We start from the raw sequence: 17,947 nt of genomic DNA, 5'->3' as shown, positions 1-17,947 counted from the left end.
CGCCGATGACCACCGAGGGGGTGAAGACGACGACCCCGGCCGGCCCGGCCGGGGAGCCGGCGCAGGCCCGGCCCGCCAGGCGGGGTGTGCTCGGCCGGGTGTCCTGGGGGCTGGCCGACCAGGCGGTCACCAGCATGATCAACTTCGCGGTGGGCATCTACGTCGCCCGGGAGCTGGGGGTGCACGCGTTCGGCGTGTTCAGCCTGGCCTGGCTGACCTACGGCGTGGTGCTCAACGTCTCCCGCGGGCTGGCCACCGACCCGCTGATGGTGCGGTTCAGCGGCGTGCCGGAGGCGACCTGGCGCGCCGCGGCGGCCCGGTCCTCCGGCACCGCGCTCGCCGTCGGCGGCGCCCTCGGCGCCGTCTGCCTGCTGGTCGGGCTCGGCCTCGGCGGCGACGTGGGGCCCGCGTTCGCGAGCCTCGGCGTCGCGCTGCCGGCGCTGCTGCTCCAGGACTCCCGGCGGTTCGCGTTCTTCGCGGCCGGCACCGGGCAGAAGGCCTTCGCCAACGACCTGGTGCAGGGCGTCGCCCTCGTCCCGGCCATGGTGGTGGCGGCCCGGGTCGGCACCGTGCCCGCCTTCCTGCTGGCCTGGGGCGCCGCCGCGGCGGCCGCCGCCGGGTACGGCTTCCTCCAGTCCGGCGTCCGGCCCCGGGTCACCGAAGCCCGCGGCTGGCTGCGCGAGCAGCGCGACCTCGGCAGCCGCTACCTGGTCGAGAACGTCAGCCTCAGCGGCGCCGGCCAGCTACGGGCGTACGGGCTCGGCGCGATCGTCGGGGTCGGCGCGGTCGGTGCCGTCCGGGGTGCCGAACTCCTCCAAGGGCCGTTCCTCGCCCTGCTGATGGGCCTCTCCCTGGTCACCGTGGCGGAGGCGGCCCGGGTCCTGCGGGAGGCGCCGCAGCGGCTCGCCCGGTTCTGCTTCCTGCTCGGCGGCGGACAGGCCGGCGCCGCGCTGCTGTGGGGCTCGGCCCTGCTGCTGATGCCCGACCGGGCCGGGCAGTTCGTCCTCGGCGACGTCTGGCACTCCGCCTCCCAGCTCATCCTGCCGGCCACCCTCGGCGTCGCCGGCGCCGGCCTCGGCAGCGGCGCGGCCGCCGGGCTGCGCGCCCTCGCCGCGGCTCGGCGCAGCCTGCGCTGCCAGCTGTTCGCCTCCGCCTGCTACCTGGGCGGCGGGCTCGGCGGCGCCGCCGCGGCCGGCACGGTCGGCTCCGCCTGGGGCGTCGCCGCCGCGACCGGCTGCGGCGCCGCCGTCTGGTGGCTCCAACTGCGCGCCGCCCTGCGCGAGCACCACCGCACACCCACCCCCGAAGTGAGGACCCCTTGACCGCCGTTCCCCGATTGAGCATCGGCCTGCCCGTCTACAACGGCCAGGAGTACCTCGCCGAGTCGCTCGACGCCCTGCTCGGCCAGACCTACGAGGACTTCGAGCTGGTCATCTCCGACAACGCCTCGACCGACGCCACCGAGTCCATCTGCCGGGAGTACGCCGCGCTGGACCCGCGGATCCGCTACCTCCGGCTGCCCCGCAACGTCGGCGCCGCGCCCAACCACAACTACGTCTTCACCCAGTGCCGCGGCGAGCTGTTCAAGTGGGCCTCGCACGACGACCTCTACGCCCGCGACCTCCTGCAGCGCTGCGTCGAGGCGCTGGACGAGCGGCCGGAGGTCATCCTCGCCCACTCCGGCCAGGCGGTCATCGACGAGCACGGCCAGGTGAAGGTCCCCTACGAGTACGGGCTCGCCACCGACTCGCCGCGCGCGCCCGAGCGCTTCCGCAGCCTGCTGTTCGAGCCCGGCGGTGACGACTTCTACGGGGTGATGCGGGCCGACGTGCTGCGCCGGGTCAAGCCGCACGACAGCTACCACCACGCGGACCGCACCTTCGTCGCCGAGATCACCCTGCACGGCCCGTTCCACCAGGTGCCGGAGCTGCTCTACTTCCGCCGCGACCACCCCACCCGCGCCGAGCGGGCCAACCCCTCCAAGCGCTCCCGCTGCGTCAACCTGGACCCGCGCCGGGCCGGCCCGCTGCACCCGACGCCCCGGCTGCTCGCCGAGTACGTCTGGGGCTTCGCCGCGGCCGTCCGCCGGGCGCCGCTGTCCACCGCCGACCGGCGGGCCTGCTACGGCCACCTGGCCTCCTGGATGACCAGCCGGGTGCGGCCGGGCGCCGGCGAGCGGGTCGAGGACCGCGCCCCCGTCGAGCCGGAGCTGCGCACCGTCTCGGTCGACGACCTGGTGGCCGGACGCGGCGGGAGGCGGCGATGACCGCTGCCGGAACCCCGGTGCGCGTCGGGGTGTTCGGCCTGCTCGGCTCCGGCAACCTCGGCAACGACGGCTCGCTGGAGGCCGTGCTCGGCTACCTGCGCGCCGAGCACCCGGACGCCGTGGTCGACGCGCTGTGCGGCGGACCGGAGGTCGTCACCGCCCGCTACCGCATCCCCGCGACCCGGCTGCACTGGTACCGCGGCGAGTACCGGACCGCCTCCCGGGCGGGCGCGGTCGTCGGCAAGGGGCTGGGCAAGCTCGTCGACGCCGTGCGCACCGCCGCATGGGTGCGCCGGCACCAGGTGGTCATCGTGCCCGGCATGGGTGTCCTGGAGGCCACCCTGCCGCTGCGGCCCTGGGGCTTCCCGTACGCGCTGTTCCTGCTCTGCGCCTCCGGCCGGCTGTTCGGCACCAAGGTGGCGCTGGTCGGCGTCGGCGCCGGCCCGATCGGCAACCCGGCCACCCGGGCGCTGGTGCGCTGGTCCGCCCGGCTGGCCGCGCACCGCTCCTACCGGGACGAGCTGTCCCGGGACGCGATGCGGGCGATGGGCGTGGACACCGCGCGGGACGAAGTCCACCCGGACATCGCCTTCGCCCTGCCCGCACCGCCCGCCCCGGACACCCCGGACAGGCGGGTCTGCGTCGGCGTCATGGACTTCCACGGCGGCGACGACGACCGCGCCCGGGCCGAGGAGATCCACCGGTGCTACCTCGACGGGACGACCCGCTTCGTCCGCGCGCTGGTCGAGGACGGCCGGCCGGTCCGGCTGCTCACCGGCGACGAGGTCGACGCCCGGGTGGTCACCGCGATCGTCGAGGCGGTCGGCTCCCCGCTGGTCACCGTCTCGACGGCGGCCTCGCTGGCCGAGCTGATGGCGGAGACGGCCGCCGCCGACGCCGTGGTGGCGACCAGGTACCACAACCTGGTCTGCGCGCTGAAGACCGGCACGCCCACGCTCGCCCTCAGCTACGCGGCCAAGAGCGACGCCCTGATGGCCCGGATGGGGCTGGACGCCTACTGCCACCCGGCCCGCGAGGTCGACGCCGACCGGCTGATCGAGCAGTTCCGGGAGCTGGAGAAGCACGCGACGGAGCTGCGGCAGACCCTCGCCGAGCGGAACCTGGCGGCCACCAGGAGCCTCGACCACCAGTTCACCGCCCTGACCGCGGCCGTCTTCCCGACCGGCCACCGCGTTACCGCCGACGTTACCGCCGACCACGCTCCATGGGAGACCTCATGAAGGTGACCGAAGTCCCGGCGATCGCCGGCGCCTACCTGTTCACACCGACGCCGTACGCCGACGAACGCGGCTTCTTCTGTCGCACCTTCGACGCCGAGGTGCTCCGCTCGGTCGGCCTCGACCCCGAGGCCTTCGTCCAGCACAGCGTCTCCCGCTCGGTCCGGGGCGTGCTGCGCGGAATGCACCTGCGCTCCGGCGCCGGCGAGGCCAAGCTGGTGCGCTGCTCGCACGGGGAGGTCTTCGACGTCGTCGTGGACCTGCGCCCCGGCTCGCCGACCTACCGCAACACGGCCTTCTTCGAGCTCTCCGGCGAGACCCAGGCCAGCGTGTACGTCCCGGCGGGCTGCGCTCACGGCTTCCAGGCGCTGACCGACGCCGACGTCTCGTACCGGATCGACCGCCCGCACGACCCGGCCGAGGACGTCACGATCGCCTTCGACGACCCGGAGCTCGCCATCCCCTGGCCGCTGCCGGCCACCTCGATGTCCAAGCGGGACCGGGAGGCGCCCGGCCTCGCCGAGGCCCTCCGCCACCAGGAAGGGTGAGTTCGGGATGGAACCCCAAGTGACCACCGAGCGCGAGGAGTTCGAGCTGCCCCGGTCGCGGGCGGCGAACGAGCGGCTGCACGCCCTGATCCCCGGCGGCGCGCACACCTACGCCAAGGGCGACGACCAGTACCCCGAGCACCTCGCCCCGGTCATCAGCCACGGCCACGGCGCCCACGTGTGGGACGTCGACGGCAACCGCTACGTCGAGTACGGCTCCGGCCTGCGCTCCGTCAGCCTCGGTCACGCCCACCCGCGGGTGCTGGAGGCCGTCCGGCGGGAACTCGACCGCGGCAGCAACTTCGTCCGGCCGTCCATCGTGGAGGCCGAGGCCGCCGAACGCTTCCTGGACACCGTGCCGACCGCCGACATGGTGAAGTTCGCCAAGAACGGCTCCGACGTCACCACCGCCGCGGTGCGCCTCGCCCGCGCCGTCACCGGACGCCCCAGGGTGGCCGTCTGCGGCGACCAGCCGTTCTTCTCCGTCGACGACTGGTTCATCGGCACCACGCCGATGTCCGCCGGCATCCCGGCCGCGATCACCGAACTGACCGTGGCCTTCCCCTACGGGGACCTCTCCGCCACCGAGGAACTGCTCACCCGCTACCGGGGCGAGATCGCCTGCCTGATCCTCGAACCCGCCGGCCACGCCGAACCGCCGCCCGGCTACCTGGCCGGCCTGCGCGAACTCGCCGACCGGCACGGCTGCCTGCTGGTCTTCGACGAGATGATCACCGGCCTGCGCTGGTCCGCCGCGGGCGCCCAGGGCCTCTACGGCGTCGCCCCCGACCTCTCCACCTTCGGCAAGGCGCTGGGCAACGGCTTCGCCGTCTCCGCGCTGGCCGGGCGCCGCGACCTGATGGAGCTCGGCGGGCTGCGCCACCCCGGCGACCGGGTGTTCCTGCTCTCCACCACGCACGGCGCGGAGACCCATTCGCTGGCCGCCGCGATGGCCGTGCAGACCACCTACGTCGAGGAGGGCATCACCGCCCGACTGCACGCCCTCGGCGAGCAGTTGGCCGCCGGCGTCCGCGAGGCCGCCGCCGCCGCGGGCGTCGCCGACCACGTCCTGGTCCGGGGCCGGGCCAGCAACCTGGTCTTCGCCACCCTCGACGAACTCGGCCAGCCCTCCCAGGAGTACCGCACCCTGTTCCTGCGCCGACTCCTCGCGGGCGGGGTCCTCGCCCCGTCCTTCGTGGTGAGCAGCGCCCTCGACGACGCCGACATCGCCCACACCGTCCACGCGGTCGCCGAGGCCTGCACCGTCTACCGAAAGGCCCTGGACGCCGGCGACCCCACCCACTGGCTGGGCGGCCGACCGGTGAAGCCGGTCTTCCGGCAGCGGGCCTGAGCTCTCCCCTCCCCGCTACCCGATCGACGAGCCAAGCGGCCACCGGCACCACCGCCAATGCGGTGCACGAGCCGCCCGGTGTGTCGGTCGGGTAGCGCGCACTCGGCGTCACCTGCGCCCACCCCATGTCAGCCCCGCCCACTGGCCAGGGGCCGTACGCTATGCGGATGGAGCGAGCAGCGGTGACTTCGTTTCGTGCGGTGGTCTTCGATTTCTTCGGCGTCCTGACGTCGAACATGGTCGAAGTCATCACGTGGTTCGAGAACCGGGAGCGGATCGCCCCGGGGACGTTCCTGCGCGCCTGGTCCGACCCCCGGGGGCAGGACCTGTTCCGGAGTCTTGAACTCGGCCGAATCAGCCAGGAGGACTGGAACACCGGGTTCGCGGCCCTGATGGGTGTGAAGCCGGACAACCTGCTGGCGAGGTACCTCCACGACGCGTTCCCGGCGTATCAGGTTCTTCAGATCGCGCGGCAGGCCCGTGCGGCGGGGGTGCGGACGGCGGTACTGTCCAACAGCCTCGGTCGGCAGCCCTACGACCCGTACGCCGGCTTCGACCTGCACGGCACCTTCGACGCCGTGGTGTTGTCGGCGGAACTCGGTGTCCGCAAGCCCGAACCCGAGGCGTTCCAGGTTGTGCTGGACCGCCTCGGCGTGAGCGCCGAGGAGTGCCTGTTCGTGGACGACAGCGAGGAGAACCTGATCGCCGCCCAGCGGCTCGGCTTCACCCCTGTGCTCGGGCTGGACGAGGACGTGGTCGCCCGGCGGCTACGCGAGCTTCTGCGCCTGCCCGGCCTCTAGGAAGTCGCGGACCGCCGCGTGGGCGGTGTGCGGAGCCAGCTTCTCGCGCAGGCCCCGCAGTTGGGACGCGGAGCGCGCGGAGTCGACCGCTCCGAGGCAGGCCGCCGCGTGCCGCCCCGTGGCCACGGCCGCGTCCAGGTCGTGCAGTGCGAGGTGCGCCTCCGCGGCGCGGGCGAGGTAGATGGCGTGGCTGCGAGGGTACTGTTCGTCACCCGGGTACGCCTGCATGCCGGCCTCGAAATGCCGCAGGGCCCCGGCAGGGTCTCCCAGTTCCAGAGCGGAGGAGCCGGCGATCATCTCGATCTCGCCGTAGTCCACCCAGTACAGGAAACCGGGGTCCTCCTCACGCCGTCCCTTGTCCAACGCGGCGCGTGCGAGGTGAAGCTGGTGCTTGGTCTCCTCCTTCGCCCCACCCTTCGACCACGCGCGGGCGGCACGGGCGGCGAGCATCGCCTCCATCCGCGGGGTGCTCCGGCCGCGAACCTGCGTGCGGGCCGTGTCCACGAACGACACCGCCCGCCCGGCCAGGCCGGGGGAGGAGTAGCACTGAATGGCGGCGAAGGACAGCGTGTAGGCCCCGGCGACCACATCGCCGCACTCGGCGGAGGCCCGCAAGGAGGCGTCGAAGTAGGACTGGGCAACCCCCACTCGTCCCTGATCGAAGGCCGCCCAGCCGACCTGGCGGGCGGCCTCGGTGGTGATCGCGTACAAGCGCGACAGCTGATCGCCCTTGTACCGTAGGGACTTGATCGCCGCCACCGCCAGGGCAAGGTCGCTGCGCGCGGCCGCGAAAACCTCACCGCTGCCGAGTTCGTCGTCCACGTGGCGCAGGAGCTGGAGTCGGCCCTCCAAACCCGCCAGCACGGACGAGCCGTCCACAGGCGTGGCCCGTGGCTCGAGGAGAGTGCGCCCGATGGCCGTGACCCAGTTGTTCGTCGACGCTGACAGGGCAACGCCGGCAGCAAGGAACCCTCGGCGATCCACTCGTCTTCCCTCCATCAGGCTTGTGAGAACCGCCAGAGTCGCCCCGGCTCGGTTCCAAGAAACGTCCACAGGCCCGGCGTCGGCAAGAGCCGCGGCAAATCTTCCGCCGGTGTCGAGGACCCTGTCGTAGGCAGCGGCCACCGACTCGGTCACCCGGCGATTGCCGTTCTCCACGTTGCGCAGGTACGCCACGCCGAACCCGCTGACACGAGCGAACTCGGTCCAGCCCGTACCGGAAGCGCGGCGGGCTTGCCTCATATCGTGGCGCAGTTGATCGGGCATCAAGGCGCTCCTCCGGGATGGGATCGCTTCTGGATCGCGCCACATCATTGTCACCAGGGCGCTGGCGGTGTGTGATCGGTTCCGTACAGATCGCAGTGGTCGCCGTCCGGTCATCAGGAGCAGAAGCGTTGACCCCGGCGCGCGCCGGCCTGTCCACGCCTTCCTGATGTCACGTCAGCGGGGGGTCTGGACAGCCTCCCGTTCGATCCCGTTCCGAGGTATTCCGCCATGCTCGAAACCTGCTCCACGCCCCGCCGCCCCCGCGCGTTCGCGGCCCGCCTCGACTCCCTCGTCGAGGCGGCCCCCCACGCCCGCCACCTCCTCCGGGCCTACCTCTCCGGCCTTCCCGGCGGCCTCCTCTACTCCGACATCGCCGAACTCCTCCTCGGCGAACTCTTCGCCAACGCCGTCCAACACTCCGACGCCCCCGACGACCGGCGCATCGAGATCCGCTTCGCCCTGATCAACAACCTCCTCCGCATCGAGGTCCACGACGCCGGCAGCGGCCGTCCTACCCTCCGACCTTCCACCACCACCGACGAACACGGACGCGGCCTCCACCTCGTCAACGAACTCGCCGAACGCTGGGGCTGCTGTCCCCGCGCCGGCGGCATCGGCAAGTTCGTCTGGATCCTCATCGCCCCCGCCCTCGTTCCTGCCGTCTGAAGGCGCGCCATCGATGCAGCCGCCTCCCGTCGACTTCTGCACGCACTCGCCGGACTGCCGGTCCCAGATCGGAGCGGCCCTGTGCCTCACTACTTCTTCCAAGGGAGCACGTTGAGTACGACGAAGGTTCAGATGCGCATCACCCCCGGAAGGACCCCGAAGCCGTGACCAGTTCACTTCCCGCTCCCGCCGACCGCCTCGAAGTCCTCGAAGCCGCCACGCTGTGCCTGGTGGAGACGGCCGCGCCGACCCTCGCACCGGAGCACCGCGCCGCCATGGAGCAGGCGTGGGCGAAGGCCGTTCAGGCGAACCCCGACCTGTTCGACGGCCCGGCGGTGGTGTGCACCGCCACCGGGTACGACGGCGACACCCTCGTCCTGTCCTGGGCCCCGGTGACCTACCGGTACTTCGCGCTGCGCCGCGTTGCGGGGGCGCCCCAGGTGTCGTCGGTGTTCGTGACCGTCGCCCAGCCGACCGACGAGGGCCGCCTGGTCGTGGGCCGCATGTCCGCCTGGACCGCCGCGCCCGGACGCTGGCAGCTTCCCGGCGGGAACGTGGAACCGCCCGTCGGCACCGGAGTCCTGGACGAGGCCGAGTTGCGCAACCAGGCGTGCCGGGAGCTGGCCGAGGAGATCGGTGTGCCCTCGACGCCCCGGGACCTGACGCCGTGGGCGGTCACCTGCGGCGAGAACGGCAACATCGGCGTGCACTACGAGGCGCCGCCGCTGCCGCAGCAGGCCGTGCGCGAGCGGTACGAGGCGCTGGTGCGGGCGGAGACCGTCGCCGGCCGCGCACCGGAGCTGGACCGGATCGCTCTCGTGGACGGTGCGGCCGGCGAGTTGGAGGGTCCACATGCGGACTACCTCGACGTCCTGCTCCATCGTTACAAGGCGAGGACCCATGGATGACACCCGCGCCCCACGGTGGCTTCTGGAGGCAGCGGCGCAGCTGCGGGCGGCCGAACAGTCCAGCCTGCCCGCCGCCCCGCTGGCCCAGAGCTGCCCCGGGCTGACGCTGGAACAGGCGTACCGCGTTCAGACGGCGGCGATCAGCAGCCGCCTGGCCGGCGGAGCCCGCCTCGTCGGCCACAAGATCGGCCTGACGTCGGCGGCGATGCAGGGGCAGATGAGGGTGAGCGAGCCGGACTCCGGCGTGCTCCTGGAGGACATGGCACTGCCGAGCGGCGGCGATCTGCCCGCGGCCGGCCTGCTCGCTCCCCGCATCGAGGCTGAAATCGGCCTCAGACTCGGCCGTGACCTCCGCGGTGACGACACCGACGACCAGACGGCGCGCGCCGCCGTCGCGGAAGTGTTCCTCGCCCTCGAAGTGATCGACACCCGGTACGGGAACTGGGCGATCACCCTGGAGGACAGCGTCGCCGACAACGCCTCCGCCGCCCGCTTCACCACCGGCGAACCCATCCCCTTCCACCCCGACATGGACCTGGGCCCGGTCTTCGTCACCGTCCGCGTCGACGACCAGCCGACCTGCGCCGGCTACGGCCGGGACGTCCTCGGCGACCCGATCAACGCGCTCCTGTGGCTGACCCACCGCCTCCACGGCCTCGGCACCGGCCTGCGCGCCGGTGACCTCGTCCTACCCGGATCGGTCCACGCCAGCATCCCGCTGCGCCCCGGCACGCTGGTCGAGGCGTCCTCGCCCCAGCTTCCAGCCGTTCTGCTGCGCGCGACCTGACCCACGGCCCGCTCCGTCACACACCATCGCACCACGTCTTTGGAGCACCCCCATGCCTTCGCACCGCACGATCGGCGTCGCCGTACTCGGCGCCGGCCTGATCGGCCTCGACCTGCTGGACAGGATCCGCCGCTCGCCCTGGCTGGGGTGCCGCCTCGTGGCGAGCCACCGCCAGAACCTCGGCCTGATCCGAGCGGCGGAGACGGGCCTGCCCACCACGACCGGCGGCATCACCGCGCTGATGGACGCAATCGACGGCATCGACGTGGTCTTCGACGCGTCCAACGCCGACTCCCACGCCAAGCACTGGCAGCACCTGGAGCCCACGGGCGTTCTGCTCGTCGACCTGACCCCCAGCAACCTCGGCACGGCGACCGTTCCCACCGTCAACGGCGCCGACGTGCCGTCCGAGCGCCACATCGGCCTGGTCAGCTGCGGCGGCCAGGCCGCGATCCCGCTCCTGTACGCCATCGCCCAGCACCGCACCCCGCGCTATGTCGAGCTGGTCTCCACCGGCGCGAGCCGAAGCGCCGGCCGGGCGACCCGGCTGAACCTGGACGAGTACATCGACACCACTCAGCGGGCTGTCTGCCACTTCTCCGGAGCCCCCACGGCGAGGGTGCTCGTCAACCTCAGCCCGGCGACCCCGCCGCCGCCCTTCCGGGTCACGCTCACCGCCCTTGTCGACGCTCCCGACTCCGAGGTGATGCACCAGCTTGTGCAAGCCGCGGCCCAGCGGGTTCAGGCGTTCGTTCCCGGCTACGCGGTGACCGCCCTGGAGACGGGCCACGACCGTGTGACGGTCACGGTGGAGGTCACGGCGACCGGAGAGCGCATCCCGGCCCACGCCGGGAACCTGGAGATCATCAACGCCGCGGCGATCCAGGTGGCCGAGCTGCGCGCAGACGCCCTGCACCCGGAAGGAGCCCGCTCATGACCAGCATCCTGCTGCACGATCCCACCCTGCGCGACGGCCATCACGCGGTGGGCCACCAGCTCTCGCGTGAGCAACTGTCCGCCTACGCCGCTGCCGCCGACCGAGCCGGCGTGCCCGTCATCGAGGTCGGCCACGGGAACGGGCTGGGCGCCTCGTCGCTGCAGATCGGCCTGGCCGAACTGAGCGACGCCGAGATGCTCGCCGCTGTGCGAGACGTCCTCACCAACGCCCGCATGGGCGTCTTCATGGCCCCCGGCTGGGGCACCGGCGACGACCTGCGCCTGGCTGTCAGCGCAGGCGCGCAGGTCGTACGGCTGGCTGCGCACTGCACCGAAGCCGACGTCACCGAACGCCACCTCGGCCTCCTCGCAGAGTGGGGCGTCGAGGCGCATGGCGTCCTGCTGATGAGCCACATGGCCAGCCCCGGCCGACTCGCCGAGCAGTGTGCCCTCCTGGCCCGCTACGGCGCGCAGGCGGTCGGGATCTACGACTCCGCCGGTCACTACCTTCCCCACGACGTGGCCGAGCGCATCAGCACGATCACCGAGGCCGTCGACGTGCCGGTCATCTTCCACGGCCACAACAACCTCACGCTGGCCACCGCGAACTCGGTCGCTGCTGTCCAGGCGGGAGCGACGATCATCGACGCCTGCGCTCGTGGGTTCGGTGCCGGAGCGGGCAACACCCAGATCGAGGCGCTGGTCCCGGTCCTGGAACGTCTCGGATACACCACGGGCATCGACCAGCACGCCCTGTTCGAGGCCGCCGACCTCGCCGAGCAGCGGCTGATGAAGGCCCCGCCGACCACCGACTCCGTCGCGGTGATGAGCGGCCAGGCCGGCGTCTTCTCCGGCTTCAAAGCCCGAGTTCTCGAGGTCGCCGCCCGCGAAGGCATCCACCCCGGCGACCTGTTCGCCGCACTCGGCCGCCGCCAGGCGGTCGCCGGACAGGAAGACCTGATCCCCGAAACGGCATCCCAGCTCAAGGAGCACCGCATGCCCGACCACAACCAGCCCGCCCCGGCGATTCACCCCCACCTCCGTAACCTCCTGGTGCGCGAACTGCGCATCGATCCCGACCTCTTGGTCCCGGCCTCGACCCTGGACGCGATCGGCCTGGACTCCCTGGCCGTGGTGGAACTGTCCGTGCTGCTGACCGAGCAGTTCGAGACGCCGGTCACCGAGGACCGGATCACCGGCCTGCGCACCCTGGAGAACCTGAACCGCTTCTTCACGTCGACCAGCCAGAAGGGCTGACCAAGGCCATGACCCTCTTCCCACACCGGCGCCTCGGACCGGCCTGGTTCATGACCCCCGCCACCCGAGTCGACCGGTACGCCTCCGCCCTCACCCTCGGCGCCGACGTCGCGCTGGTCGACCTCGAAGACTCCGTCGCCGCCGACGCAAAGGACCGGGCCCGGCGTGACGCCCGAGCGTTCTTCGCCCAGGACGCCGGGCCCTGCGTCCTGGGGATCCGCGTCAACGCCCTGTCCACCCTGAACGGCACCAAGGACCTCGTCGCCATCGCCGCCTACCCCCGCAAGCCCGACCTCATCCTCCTTCCCAAGACCGAGACGTCCCGCGACATCGCCCTCCTGGCCGCCATTCTCGACACCCCCGCCTACACCCCGATCCTGTTCGCCCTGATCGAGACACCCCGCGCCGTCGATCACCTCCCCGGGATCCTGGCCGCGCCCCGCCTGTCCGGCGCCGTCTTCGGCTCCGCGGACTACGCCCTCGAACTCGGCACCCACACCGGGTGGGAAGCGATGCGCCACGCCCGGCACACGATCGCCAACAGCTGCGCCGCGGCCGGCCTCATCGCCGTCGACACCCCGTACTTCGAACTCGACGACACCGTCGGCCTCAGTGCCGAGGCCCATCGCGCCAAGGAGATCGGCTTCCATGGCAAGGGTGCCGTTCACCCCCCGCCAACTGCCCTTCATCACCGAGGCGTTCCGCCCCACCGACGACGAGATCGCCGAGGCCCGGGCCATCGTCGCTGCCGCCGAGCACGGCGGCGGCCACGTCACGTCCGTTGACGGGCACATGCGCGGCACACCCTTCTTCGCCCGGGCACGCCGCCTCCTCGCCGGTCTCGACGAACCGCAGGAGCTGCGGTGAGCGCCAGTTTGCCGCAGGGTTTCCGCTGCATCGGCGCGAACCGGGTACGGGAAGTCGTCGGACTCGGCTACCAGGACCTCACCGAGGGCCTGACCATCGAACACCGCCCCGGCCGCACCGTCACCGAGGCCGACAACACCCTCATCACCATGCTCAGCGGCAACGACGCCCCGATCCACCTCGACGCCGCCTATGCCGCCCGCACCGACTGGGGCCGCATCCTTGTGTGCAGCGCACTCACCCTCGCCATCGTCGGCGGCATGTCCGCCCGCTCCGTCAGCGCCCTCACCACCGCCAACCTCGGTCTGAGCGACGTGCAGTTCACCCACCCGGTATTCGTCGGTGACACCCTCTACGCCGAAACCGAGATCACCAGCCGACGGCCGTCCAAGAGCCGCCCGGCCAACGGCGTCGTCACCTGCCGCACCCTCGGCCTCAACCAGGACGGCAGGCAGGTCACCTCCTTCACCCGTGCCTTCCTGCTGCCCATCGATCCCCACGGCATCCGCACCCTCACCAACTACTAGACGGGCGTGCCATGAACACCGAACCCACCTTCGTCCAGGCCGACGACAGCCTCACCGAGGAGTACGACGAGGTGGCCGCCCGCAGCTTCGGCCACCCCATCGGCGACATCACCCACCTGCACGGTCATGCCGACCTCCGCGTCGCCGTCCGCTCGGGCAAGGTCGTCGCCGGTGGCCTCGGCCTGCTCATTCCGCAGTACTTCGGCGGCTCCCCGGTACCCAGCGCACTCCTCGCCGCCGGCTGCGTCGCCCCCGAGGAACGCGGCGACCGCCTCGCCGCCCGCATGGTCCACGAACGCCTGCGTCCCCTGCGTGAACGCGGCGCCGTCATCTCCACCATCTCCACCCTCTCCAACGGCTACGCCCGGCACCTGGGCTGGCAGGCCCCCGCCCCGGTCCACGCTCACGCCGTACGCGCCGACGACCTCAAACGCTCCTTCACCGCCGGGGACTTCCACATTGAACACGGCGACGGGCCGGGTACCCACGCCCTGCAACGGGACCTCGCCCGCCGCTGGAACGCTCCCATTGAACGTCCCACCTGGTGGCAGGACTGGAAGATCGCCAAGAACAACCTGACCACCTACCGCTTCCACCGCAGCGACCACACCATCGCGGGATGGCTCTCCCTCACCACCGGCCGCCGAGACCGCCACGGCACCGACCTCACCGTCCACGACTTCTGGGCCGGCGACCACGACTGCGCCGCCGCGATGCTCGGCTTCCTCGGCCGCCACCACAGCCGCACCGAGACCATCCACTTCCGCCGCGGCGCCCTCCCCCCAGCACCCCTGCTGCTGCACAAACTCCACCGCTACCAGGTCACCACCCAAGCCTGGCACCCCTGGATGCTGCGCGTCCTCGACCCCCAGGGCGCGGTACGGCTACGCGGCTGGCCCCACGACATCGACCTCGAACTGCCCATCGAGATCGCCGAACCAACCCCACGCCGCTACCTCCTGCACATTTTCGCGGGTACGGGCGACCTCACGCCGACCCGGGACGAAGGCCACGCGACCCTCACCACCGGCCAGTTCGCGGTGTGGTACGCCGGAGGCTGGCGCAGCCCCGAGGCGGCCCGACTCTCCGGAGTCCACACCCGTTGCGACGCTGCCCTCGCCAGGCTTCTCCGTGCGACCTACGGAGACGCCCCCTGGCTGCCCGACCACTTCTGAACCCACGGAGGAAGGCGGGACGGGCTGCCCGCTACCAGGACCTCCGCCCCCTCACGGCGTCGAGGTCCGAGGCGTCTCGGCGGCCGACGGTGTGAGGCTCCCGAGCCAGAGGGTGTCGCGGGCGCGGGTCATGGCGACGAAGAGCTGGCTCCGGGCGAGTTCCGCTCGTTCCGCCGCCACTTCCCCGCTGTCCTCGGCCTGGTACCGGAGGGCCTGGTCGTGGCACGGCAGGTAGACGTGCTTGAACTCCAGCCCCTTGGCCTTGCGATAGGTCCCGACCTTCACCGCTGCGACAGCGCGGCCCTCGTACTGTTCGAGCGAGACGACGGGCACTCCTGCCCCGATGAGAAGCTGCCGGTAGTGCTGGAGTTGCTGCCTGGTCGAGCAGAGAAGGGCTGCATCGCCCCAGCTGCCAGGGGAGTTGGCGTGGTTCTCCGGCGGCCCCGCCGCCGGCCCGCCGAGGTCTCGTCGCAGCGCCGTGAGCAGGGCCGCGTCGTGCTCGCCGTGGGTCCGGGCATTTACCCGTACGACCCGGCCGGCCCGGTAGGACTGTTCGACGTCGCGTTTTCCCGGTGTGCGCTCCCCGTCGAGGTCCTCGAAGTCGTCGCCTTGGACGATGCCGAGGGCGGCGTCCAGGATCTCCTTCGCGTTGCGGTAGTTGGTGCGCAGCACCTGACCCCGGTCGCCCCGGATGTCGATGCCGGCGTCGCTGAGACGGAATCCTCCCGGGTAGACCGTTTGCTGGCCGTCGCCGATCAGCAGCAGGCCGTTGGAAACGTCCCCGGCGAGGTGCCGCAGGACGCGCAGGCCGATGAGCGGCAGGTCCTGGATCTCGTCGGTGATCACCGCGGCGTACGGCGGCGGGGCGGCGGTGGCGCGCAGCTGCTCGGCGGCCAGTGTGAGGACGTCGTTGAAGTCGTGGATCCCGCGCTCGACGCGCAGCCGTTCGTACTCCTCGTACAAGGCCCAGACGGCTTCGCGGTGGTTGCGGCGCAGTACGGTCCGCCGGCGGCGGCGCGGCAGGACGGCGTACTCGTCGAAGCTCGTGATTCCACGGCCCTTGATGACGTAGTCGATCTCGTCGCGCCAGTAGTGGGACGTCGCGTCGAGGGAGGCCAGCACGGTGTCACGCCCGGCCCGCACCCAGGCGAGGCTATAGGCGGATTGAGCACGCTCCCCGTGCAGGCGTGTCGCGATGCCGTGCGCGCGCAGGTACGACTGGACCCAGCCGTGCAGGCTGCTGAACTCGACCCGGTCGGCGATCGCCGGGGCCATCGCCCGGAGGAAGGTGCGTTGTACCCGGGGGAGGTTGTTGGCGAAGGTGACGTAGAGGATCCGCCCGGTGGTGCGCTGGGCGAGGTAGGCGGCACGGTGCAGGCCGACGACGGTCTTGCCGGTGCCCGCAGGGCCGGAGATGCGTGCCGGGCCGCCCCAGTTGCGGCGGACCAGTGCCGCCTGGTCCGGGTGGAGGAAGGTCATCCACTGCTCGATGGGAGCTTGCCGCGCGGCGACCATCTCCGCCTCGCGCAGGGCCTCGCCGTCGAAGAGGGTGTCCGGCTCGGACGGAACCTGCGGCGGGTCGGCTGCGCCGGCAGCGGGAATCTCCGCGGACTCGTACGCGGGGAAGACACGGGACAGGTGGTCGGAGAGCGCCCGCACCTCGGCGGGTCTCAGCCGGGCGGGCTCGGAGGCCAGGACCGGAGCCACCTCCGGTTCGCCCAGCAGGTGCACGACGCCGAGCCGGAGGTTCACCCGGTGTCCGGCGAAGACCATGACCGGCCGGACCGCCACCGGGGACAGGCCCCGCTCTCCCACGGCCCGTTCGGCCACCTGCGCGACGGCGAGCAGCTTGGCCACCTCGTTGTCCCGGTTCTGCCCGGCCGCGCACAACCGGCCGTTCACCAGGGCGGGTTCGGCTCGCCAGTTCTTGACGTCGATGACGAACACACCACCGGGTCCGACCAGCAGCATGTCCACGTTCGCCGTTCGCGTCCCGGGCCAACGGCGGTCCACGAGCAGCCGCCACCCGCGCTCGGTGAGGAACAGCAGCCGTGCCGCGACCTGTTGCTCACCCTCGCTCGCCGCCTCCCACCGGCCCGCTTCGCGCCGGGCGGCCTGCCATTGTTCACGCAGGTCACGTTCCCGCCGCCGAGCGTCGTGCGCCCGCCTCGCCGCCGATCCACCCGCAGCCATGCACATCCCCCCAATCGACACGCAGCGTGACGATCATAGTGCGAAGTGCGAGATTGAACAGGGTGCGAGGGCGAACGAATCCCCCGCTGCCACAGTCGCTGCCGAGGGTGCACGCGCCAGAGGTTCCCAGGGTCCCTACTCCGAGGTGAGAGGCACCGGGGGCCGGTCGGGACAGCGGGTGGGCCCGGAGGGTGACGGCCTGGTGGCCGGCGCGCGCCGGAGCGGCCGGGCCTCGATCGTGTCGTACGAGCACGTCGGAGTGGGTGGTGATGATCCAATACTGCCTGTGGGAACACCGTGCACGCGGTGGCTGAGGCGTGCGCGGTGTACCGCAAGGCGCTGGATGCAGGGGATATGACCCCCTGGATGGGCGGGCGGCCGGTGAAGCCGGTGTTCCGGCGCGGCGTCTGATGCTGCGTCAACTATGGGGTGCCGACCGGCCCGCCAGCCGGTCGGCCGTCCGGTCGACCAGCCAGCCGGTGGCCGGAGTCAGGGCCAGCGCGGTGCACCCGCCGGCCAGGGTGTCGGTGGCGTAGTGCGCGCCCAGGGCGACCTGTGCCCAGGCCATGGCCGCTCCGGCGGCCGCCGCCACGGCGAGCACCGGCAGTGGGCGGGGCCTCCCGCCGGCTGCGAGCAGCGCCAGCACGAGGGCGACGGCGGTCAGGAAGGCGGTGTGCCCGCTCGGGTAGGACAGGTTGTCGCCGTGGATGGTGCGGCCCACCACGTGTTTGAGCAGCGTCGCCGCCACCACCGGCAGGGCGACGCCGACGACCGCGAACACCGCCGCGCGCGGCCGCCGGAGCAGCAGGCAGGCCGCCACCACGGCCCCGACCAGCAGCGTGGCCCCCAGCGGTTCCCCCAGCGAGTCCAGGCCGCGGGCGGCGTAGCGCCACGGCGGCTCCACCCCGTACACCGCGTCCTGGATCCGGCCGTCCACCCGGCCGGGCTGGCCCTCCCCGGCGAGCCGGAGCCCGAGCACCAGCACCAGCAGTGCCGCGAGACCCGAGGTCAGTCCTAGCCACCCGCGGAGCACCACGAGCGCGGGCTCGCCGCGCCGGGTCGGACCCGGGGCCGACTCGAGTCGGGCGCCCTCCCGCGTCACGCCGGTCCTGCTTCCCAAACCGCTGCGGCCGGCCGATCCCACGCGCGCCCCCGTCGTGTC

General features: G+C 72.3%; 17 protein-coding genes and 1 pseudogene. 15 read left to right on the top strand and 3 right to left on the bottom strand.

From position 1 onward, the window contains the following. The first annotated feature begins 5 nt into the window (after positions 1 to 5). The 6 genes from ACFVXG_RS00240 (at position 6) to ACFVXG_RS00215 (ending at position 6,203) form a co-directional block, all read left to right on the top strand. Positions 6 to 1,322 (top strand): hypothetical protein, encoded by a 1,317-nt coding sequence (locus ACFVXG_RS00240; protein WP_387922778.1) that lies wholly within the window; start codon positions 6 to 8, stop codon positions 1,320 to 1,322. Beyond that, positions 1,319 to 2,266 (top strand): glycosyltransferase family 2 protein, encoded by a 948-nt coding sequence (locus ACFVXG_RS00235; protein ID WP_387922776.1) that lies wholly within the window; start codon positions 1,319 to 1,321, stop codon positions 2,264 to 2,266. Before ACFVXG_RS00240 ends, ACFVXG_RS00235 begins: the two co-directional genes overlap by 4 nt. Continuing rightward, complete coding sequence (locus ACFVXG_RS00230) at positions 2,263 to 3,507, top strand: polysaccharide pyruvyl transferase family protein (RefSeq protein ID WP_387922775.1); 1,245 nt, start codon at positions 2,263 to 2,265, stop codon at positions 3,505 to 3,507. The genes ACFVXG_RS00235 and ACFVXG_RS00230 overlap by 4 nt, the downstream gene beginning before the upstream one ends. Next, positions 3,504 to 4,052 (top strand): dTDP-4-dehydrorhamnose 3,5-epimerase family protein, encoded by a 549-nt coding sequence (locus ACFVXG_RS00225; RefSeq protein ID WP_387922773.1) that lies wholly within the window; start codon positions 3,504 to 3,506, stop codon positions 4,050 to 4,052. The genes ACFVXG_RS00230 and ACFVXG_RS00225 overlap by 4 nt, the downstream gene beginning before the upstream one ends. Positions 4,053 to 4,071: 19 nt before the next feature. Further along, on the top strand, positions 4,072 to 5,403 hold the full coding sequence (locus ACFVXG_RS00220) for a glutamate-1-semialdehyde 2,1-aminomutase (protein ID WP_387922771.1): 1,332 nt from the start codon (positions 4,072 to 4,074) through the stop codon (positions 5,401 to 5,403). Between the two features lie 182 nt (positions 5,404 to 5,585). After that, on the top strand, positions 5,586 to 6,203 hold the full coding sequence (locus tag ACFVXG_RS00215) for an HAD family hydrolase (protein ID WP_387922770.1): 618 nt from the start codon (positions 5,586 to 5,588) through the stop codon (positions 6,201 to 6,203). Here ACFVXG_RS00215 and ACFVXG_RS00210 read toward each other — a convergent pair. Beyond that, positions 6,171 to 7,469: a helix-turn-helix domain-containing protein gene (locus tag ACFVXG_RS00210; RefSeq protein ID WP_387922768.1), complete on the bottom strand. Its 1,299-nt coding sequence runs from the start codon at positions 7,467 to 7,469 to the stop codon at positions 6,171 to 6,173. The genes ACFVXG_RS00215 and ACFVXG_RS00210 overlap by 33 nt on opposite strands. A 228-nt stretch (positions 7,470 to 7,697) precedes the next feature. Here ACFVXG_RS00210 and ACFVXG_RS00205 point away from each other — a divergent pair, with 228 nt between their 5' ends. The 9 genes and pseudogenes from ACFVXG_RS00205 (at position 7,698) to eis (ending at position 14,592) form a co-directional block, all read left to right on the top strand. Then, on the top strand, positions 7,698 to 8,135 hold the full coding sequence (locus ACFVXG_RS00205) for an ATP-binding protein (protein ID WP_387922767.1): 438 nt from the start codon (positions 7,698 to 7,700) through the stop codon (positions 8,133 to 8,135). Between the two features lie 164 nt (positions 8,136 to 8,299). Continuing rightward, positions 8,300 to 9,043, top strand: coding sequence for an NUDIX domain-containing protein (locus tag ACFVXG_RS00200; RefSeq protein ID WP_387922765.1), 744 nt, complete (start codon positions 8,300 to 8,302; stop codon positions 9,041 to 9,043). Continuing rightward, positions 9,036 to 9,830: a 2-keto-4-pentenoate hydratase gene (locus ACFVXG_RS00195; protein WP_387922763.1), complete on the top strand. Its 795-nt coding sequence runs from the start codon at positions 9,036 to 9,038 to the stop codon at positions 9,828 to 9,830. The genes ACFVXG_RS00200 and ACFVXG_RS00195 overlap by 8 nt, the downstream gene beginning before the upstream one ends. A 52-nt stretch (positions 9,831 to 9,882) precedes the next feature. Continuing rightward, positions 9,883 to 10,767, top strand: a complete 885-nt coding sequence (locus ACFVXG_RS00190) for an acetylating acetaldehyde dehydrogenase (protein ID WP_387922762.1) — start codon at positions 9,883 to 9,885, stop codon at positions 10,765 to 10,767. Continuing rightward, positions 10,764 to 11,750 (top strand): annotated as a pseudogene (gene dmpG, locus ACFVXG_RS00185) (4-hydroxy-2-oxovalerate aldolase); the annotation flags it as partial. The gene ACFVXG_RS00190 and the pseudogene dmpG, both read left to right, overlap by 4 nt. A gap of 12 nt (positions 11,751 to 11,762) precedes the next feature. Beyond that, positions 11,763 to 12,023, top strand: coding sequence for an acyl carrier protein (locus ACFVXG_RS00180; RefSeq protein ID WP_387923833.1), 261 nt, complete (start codon positions 11,763 to 11,765; stop codon positions 12,021 to 12,023). 8 nt (positions 12,024 to 12,031) lie between these two features. Further along, positions 12,032 to 12,808 (top strand): HpcH/HpaI aldolase/citrate lyase family protein, encoded by a 777-nt coding sequence (locus ACFVXG_RS00175; RefSeq protein WP_387922760.1) that lies wholly within the window; start codon positions 12,032 to 12,034, stop codon positions 12,806 to 12,808. Positions 12,809 to 12,886: 78 nt separating this feature from the next. After that, the gene (locus ACFVXG_RS00170) at positions 12,887 to 13,417 is read left to right on the top strand and encodes a MaoC family dehydratase (protein ID WP_387922758.1); all 531 of its coding nucleotides are present in this window, start codon (positions 12,887 to 12,889) and stop codon (positions 13,415 to 13,417) included. 11 nt (positions 13,418 to 13,428) lie between these two features. Next, positions 13,429 to 14,592, top strand: a complete 1,164-nt coding sequence (gene eis / locus ACFVXG_RS00165) for an enhanced intracellular survival protein Eis (protein WP_387922756.1) — start codon at positions 13,429 to 13,431, stop codon at positions 14,590 to 14,592. Positions 14,593 to 14,643: 51 nt separating this feature from the next. Here eis and ACFVXG_RS00160 read toward each other — a convergent pair whose 3' ends face one another. Both ACFVXG_RS00160 and ACFVXG_RS00155 read right to left on the bottom strand, forming a co-directional pair. Next, on the bottom strand, positions 14,644 to 16,785 hold the full coding sequence (locus ACFVXG_RS00160; protein ID WP_387922754.1) for a UvrD-helicase domain-containing protein: 2,142 nt from the start codon (positions 16,783 to 16,785) through the stop codon (positions 14,644 to 14,646). Between the two features lie 418 nt (positions 16,786 to 17,203). Then, positions 17,204 to 17,887, bottom strand: coding sequence for a phosphatase PAP2 family protein (locus ACFVXG_RS00155; RefSeq protein WP_387922752.1), 684 nt, complete (start codon positions 17,885 to 17,887; stop codon positions 17,204 to 17,206). Between the last annotated feature and the right edge of the window lie 60 nt (positions 17,888 to 17,947).

Origin of the sequence: Kitasatospora sp. NPDC058162 (assembly GCF_042884005.1) — a bacterium.
Taxonomy (GTDB): Bacteria; Actinomycetota; Actinomycetes; order Streptomycetales; family Streptomycetaceae; genus Kitasatospora.
This window is presented reverse-complemented; position numbering and strand designations above follow the sequence as displayed.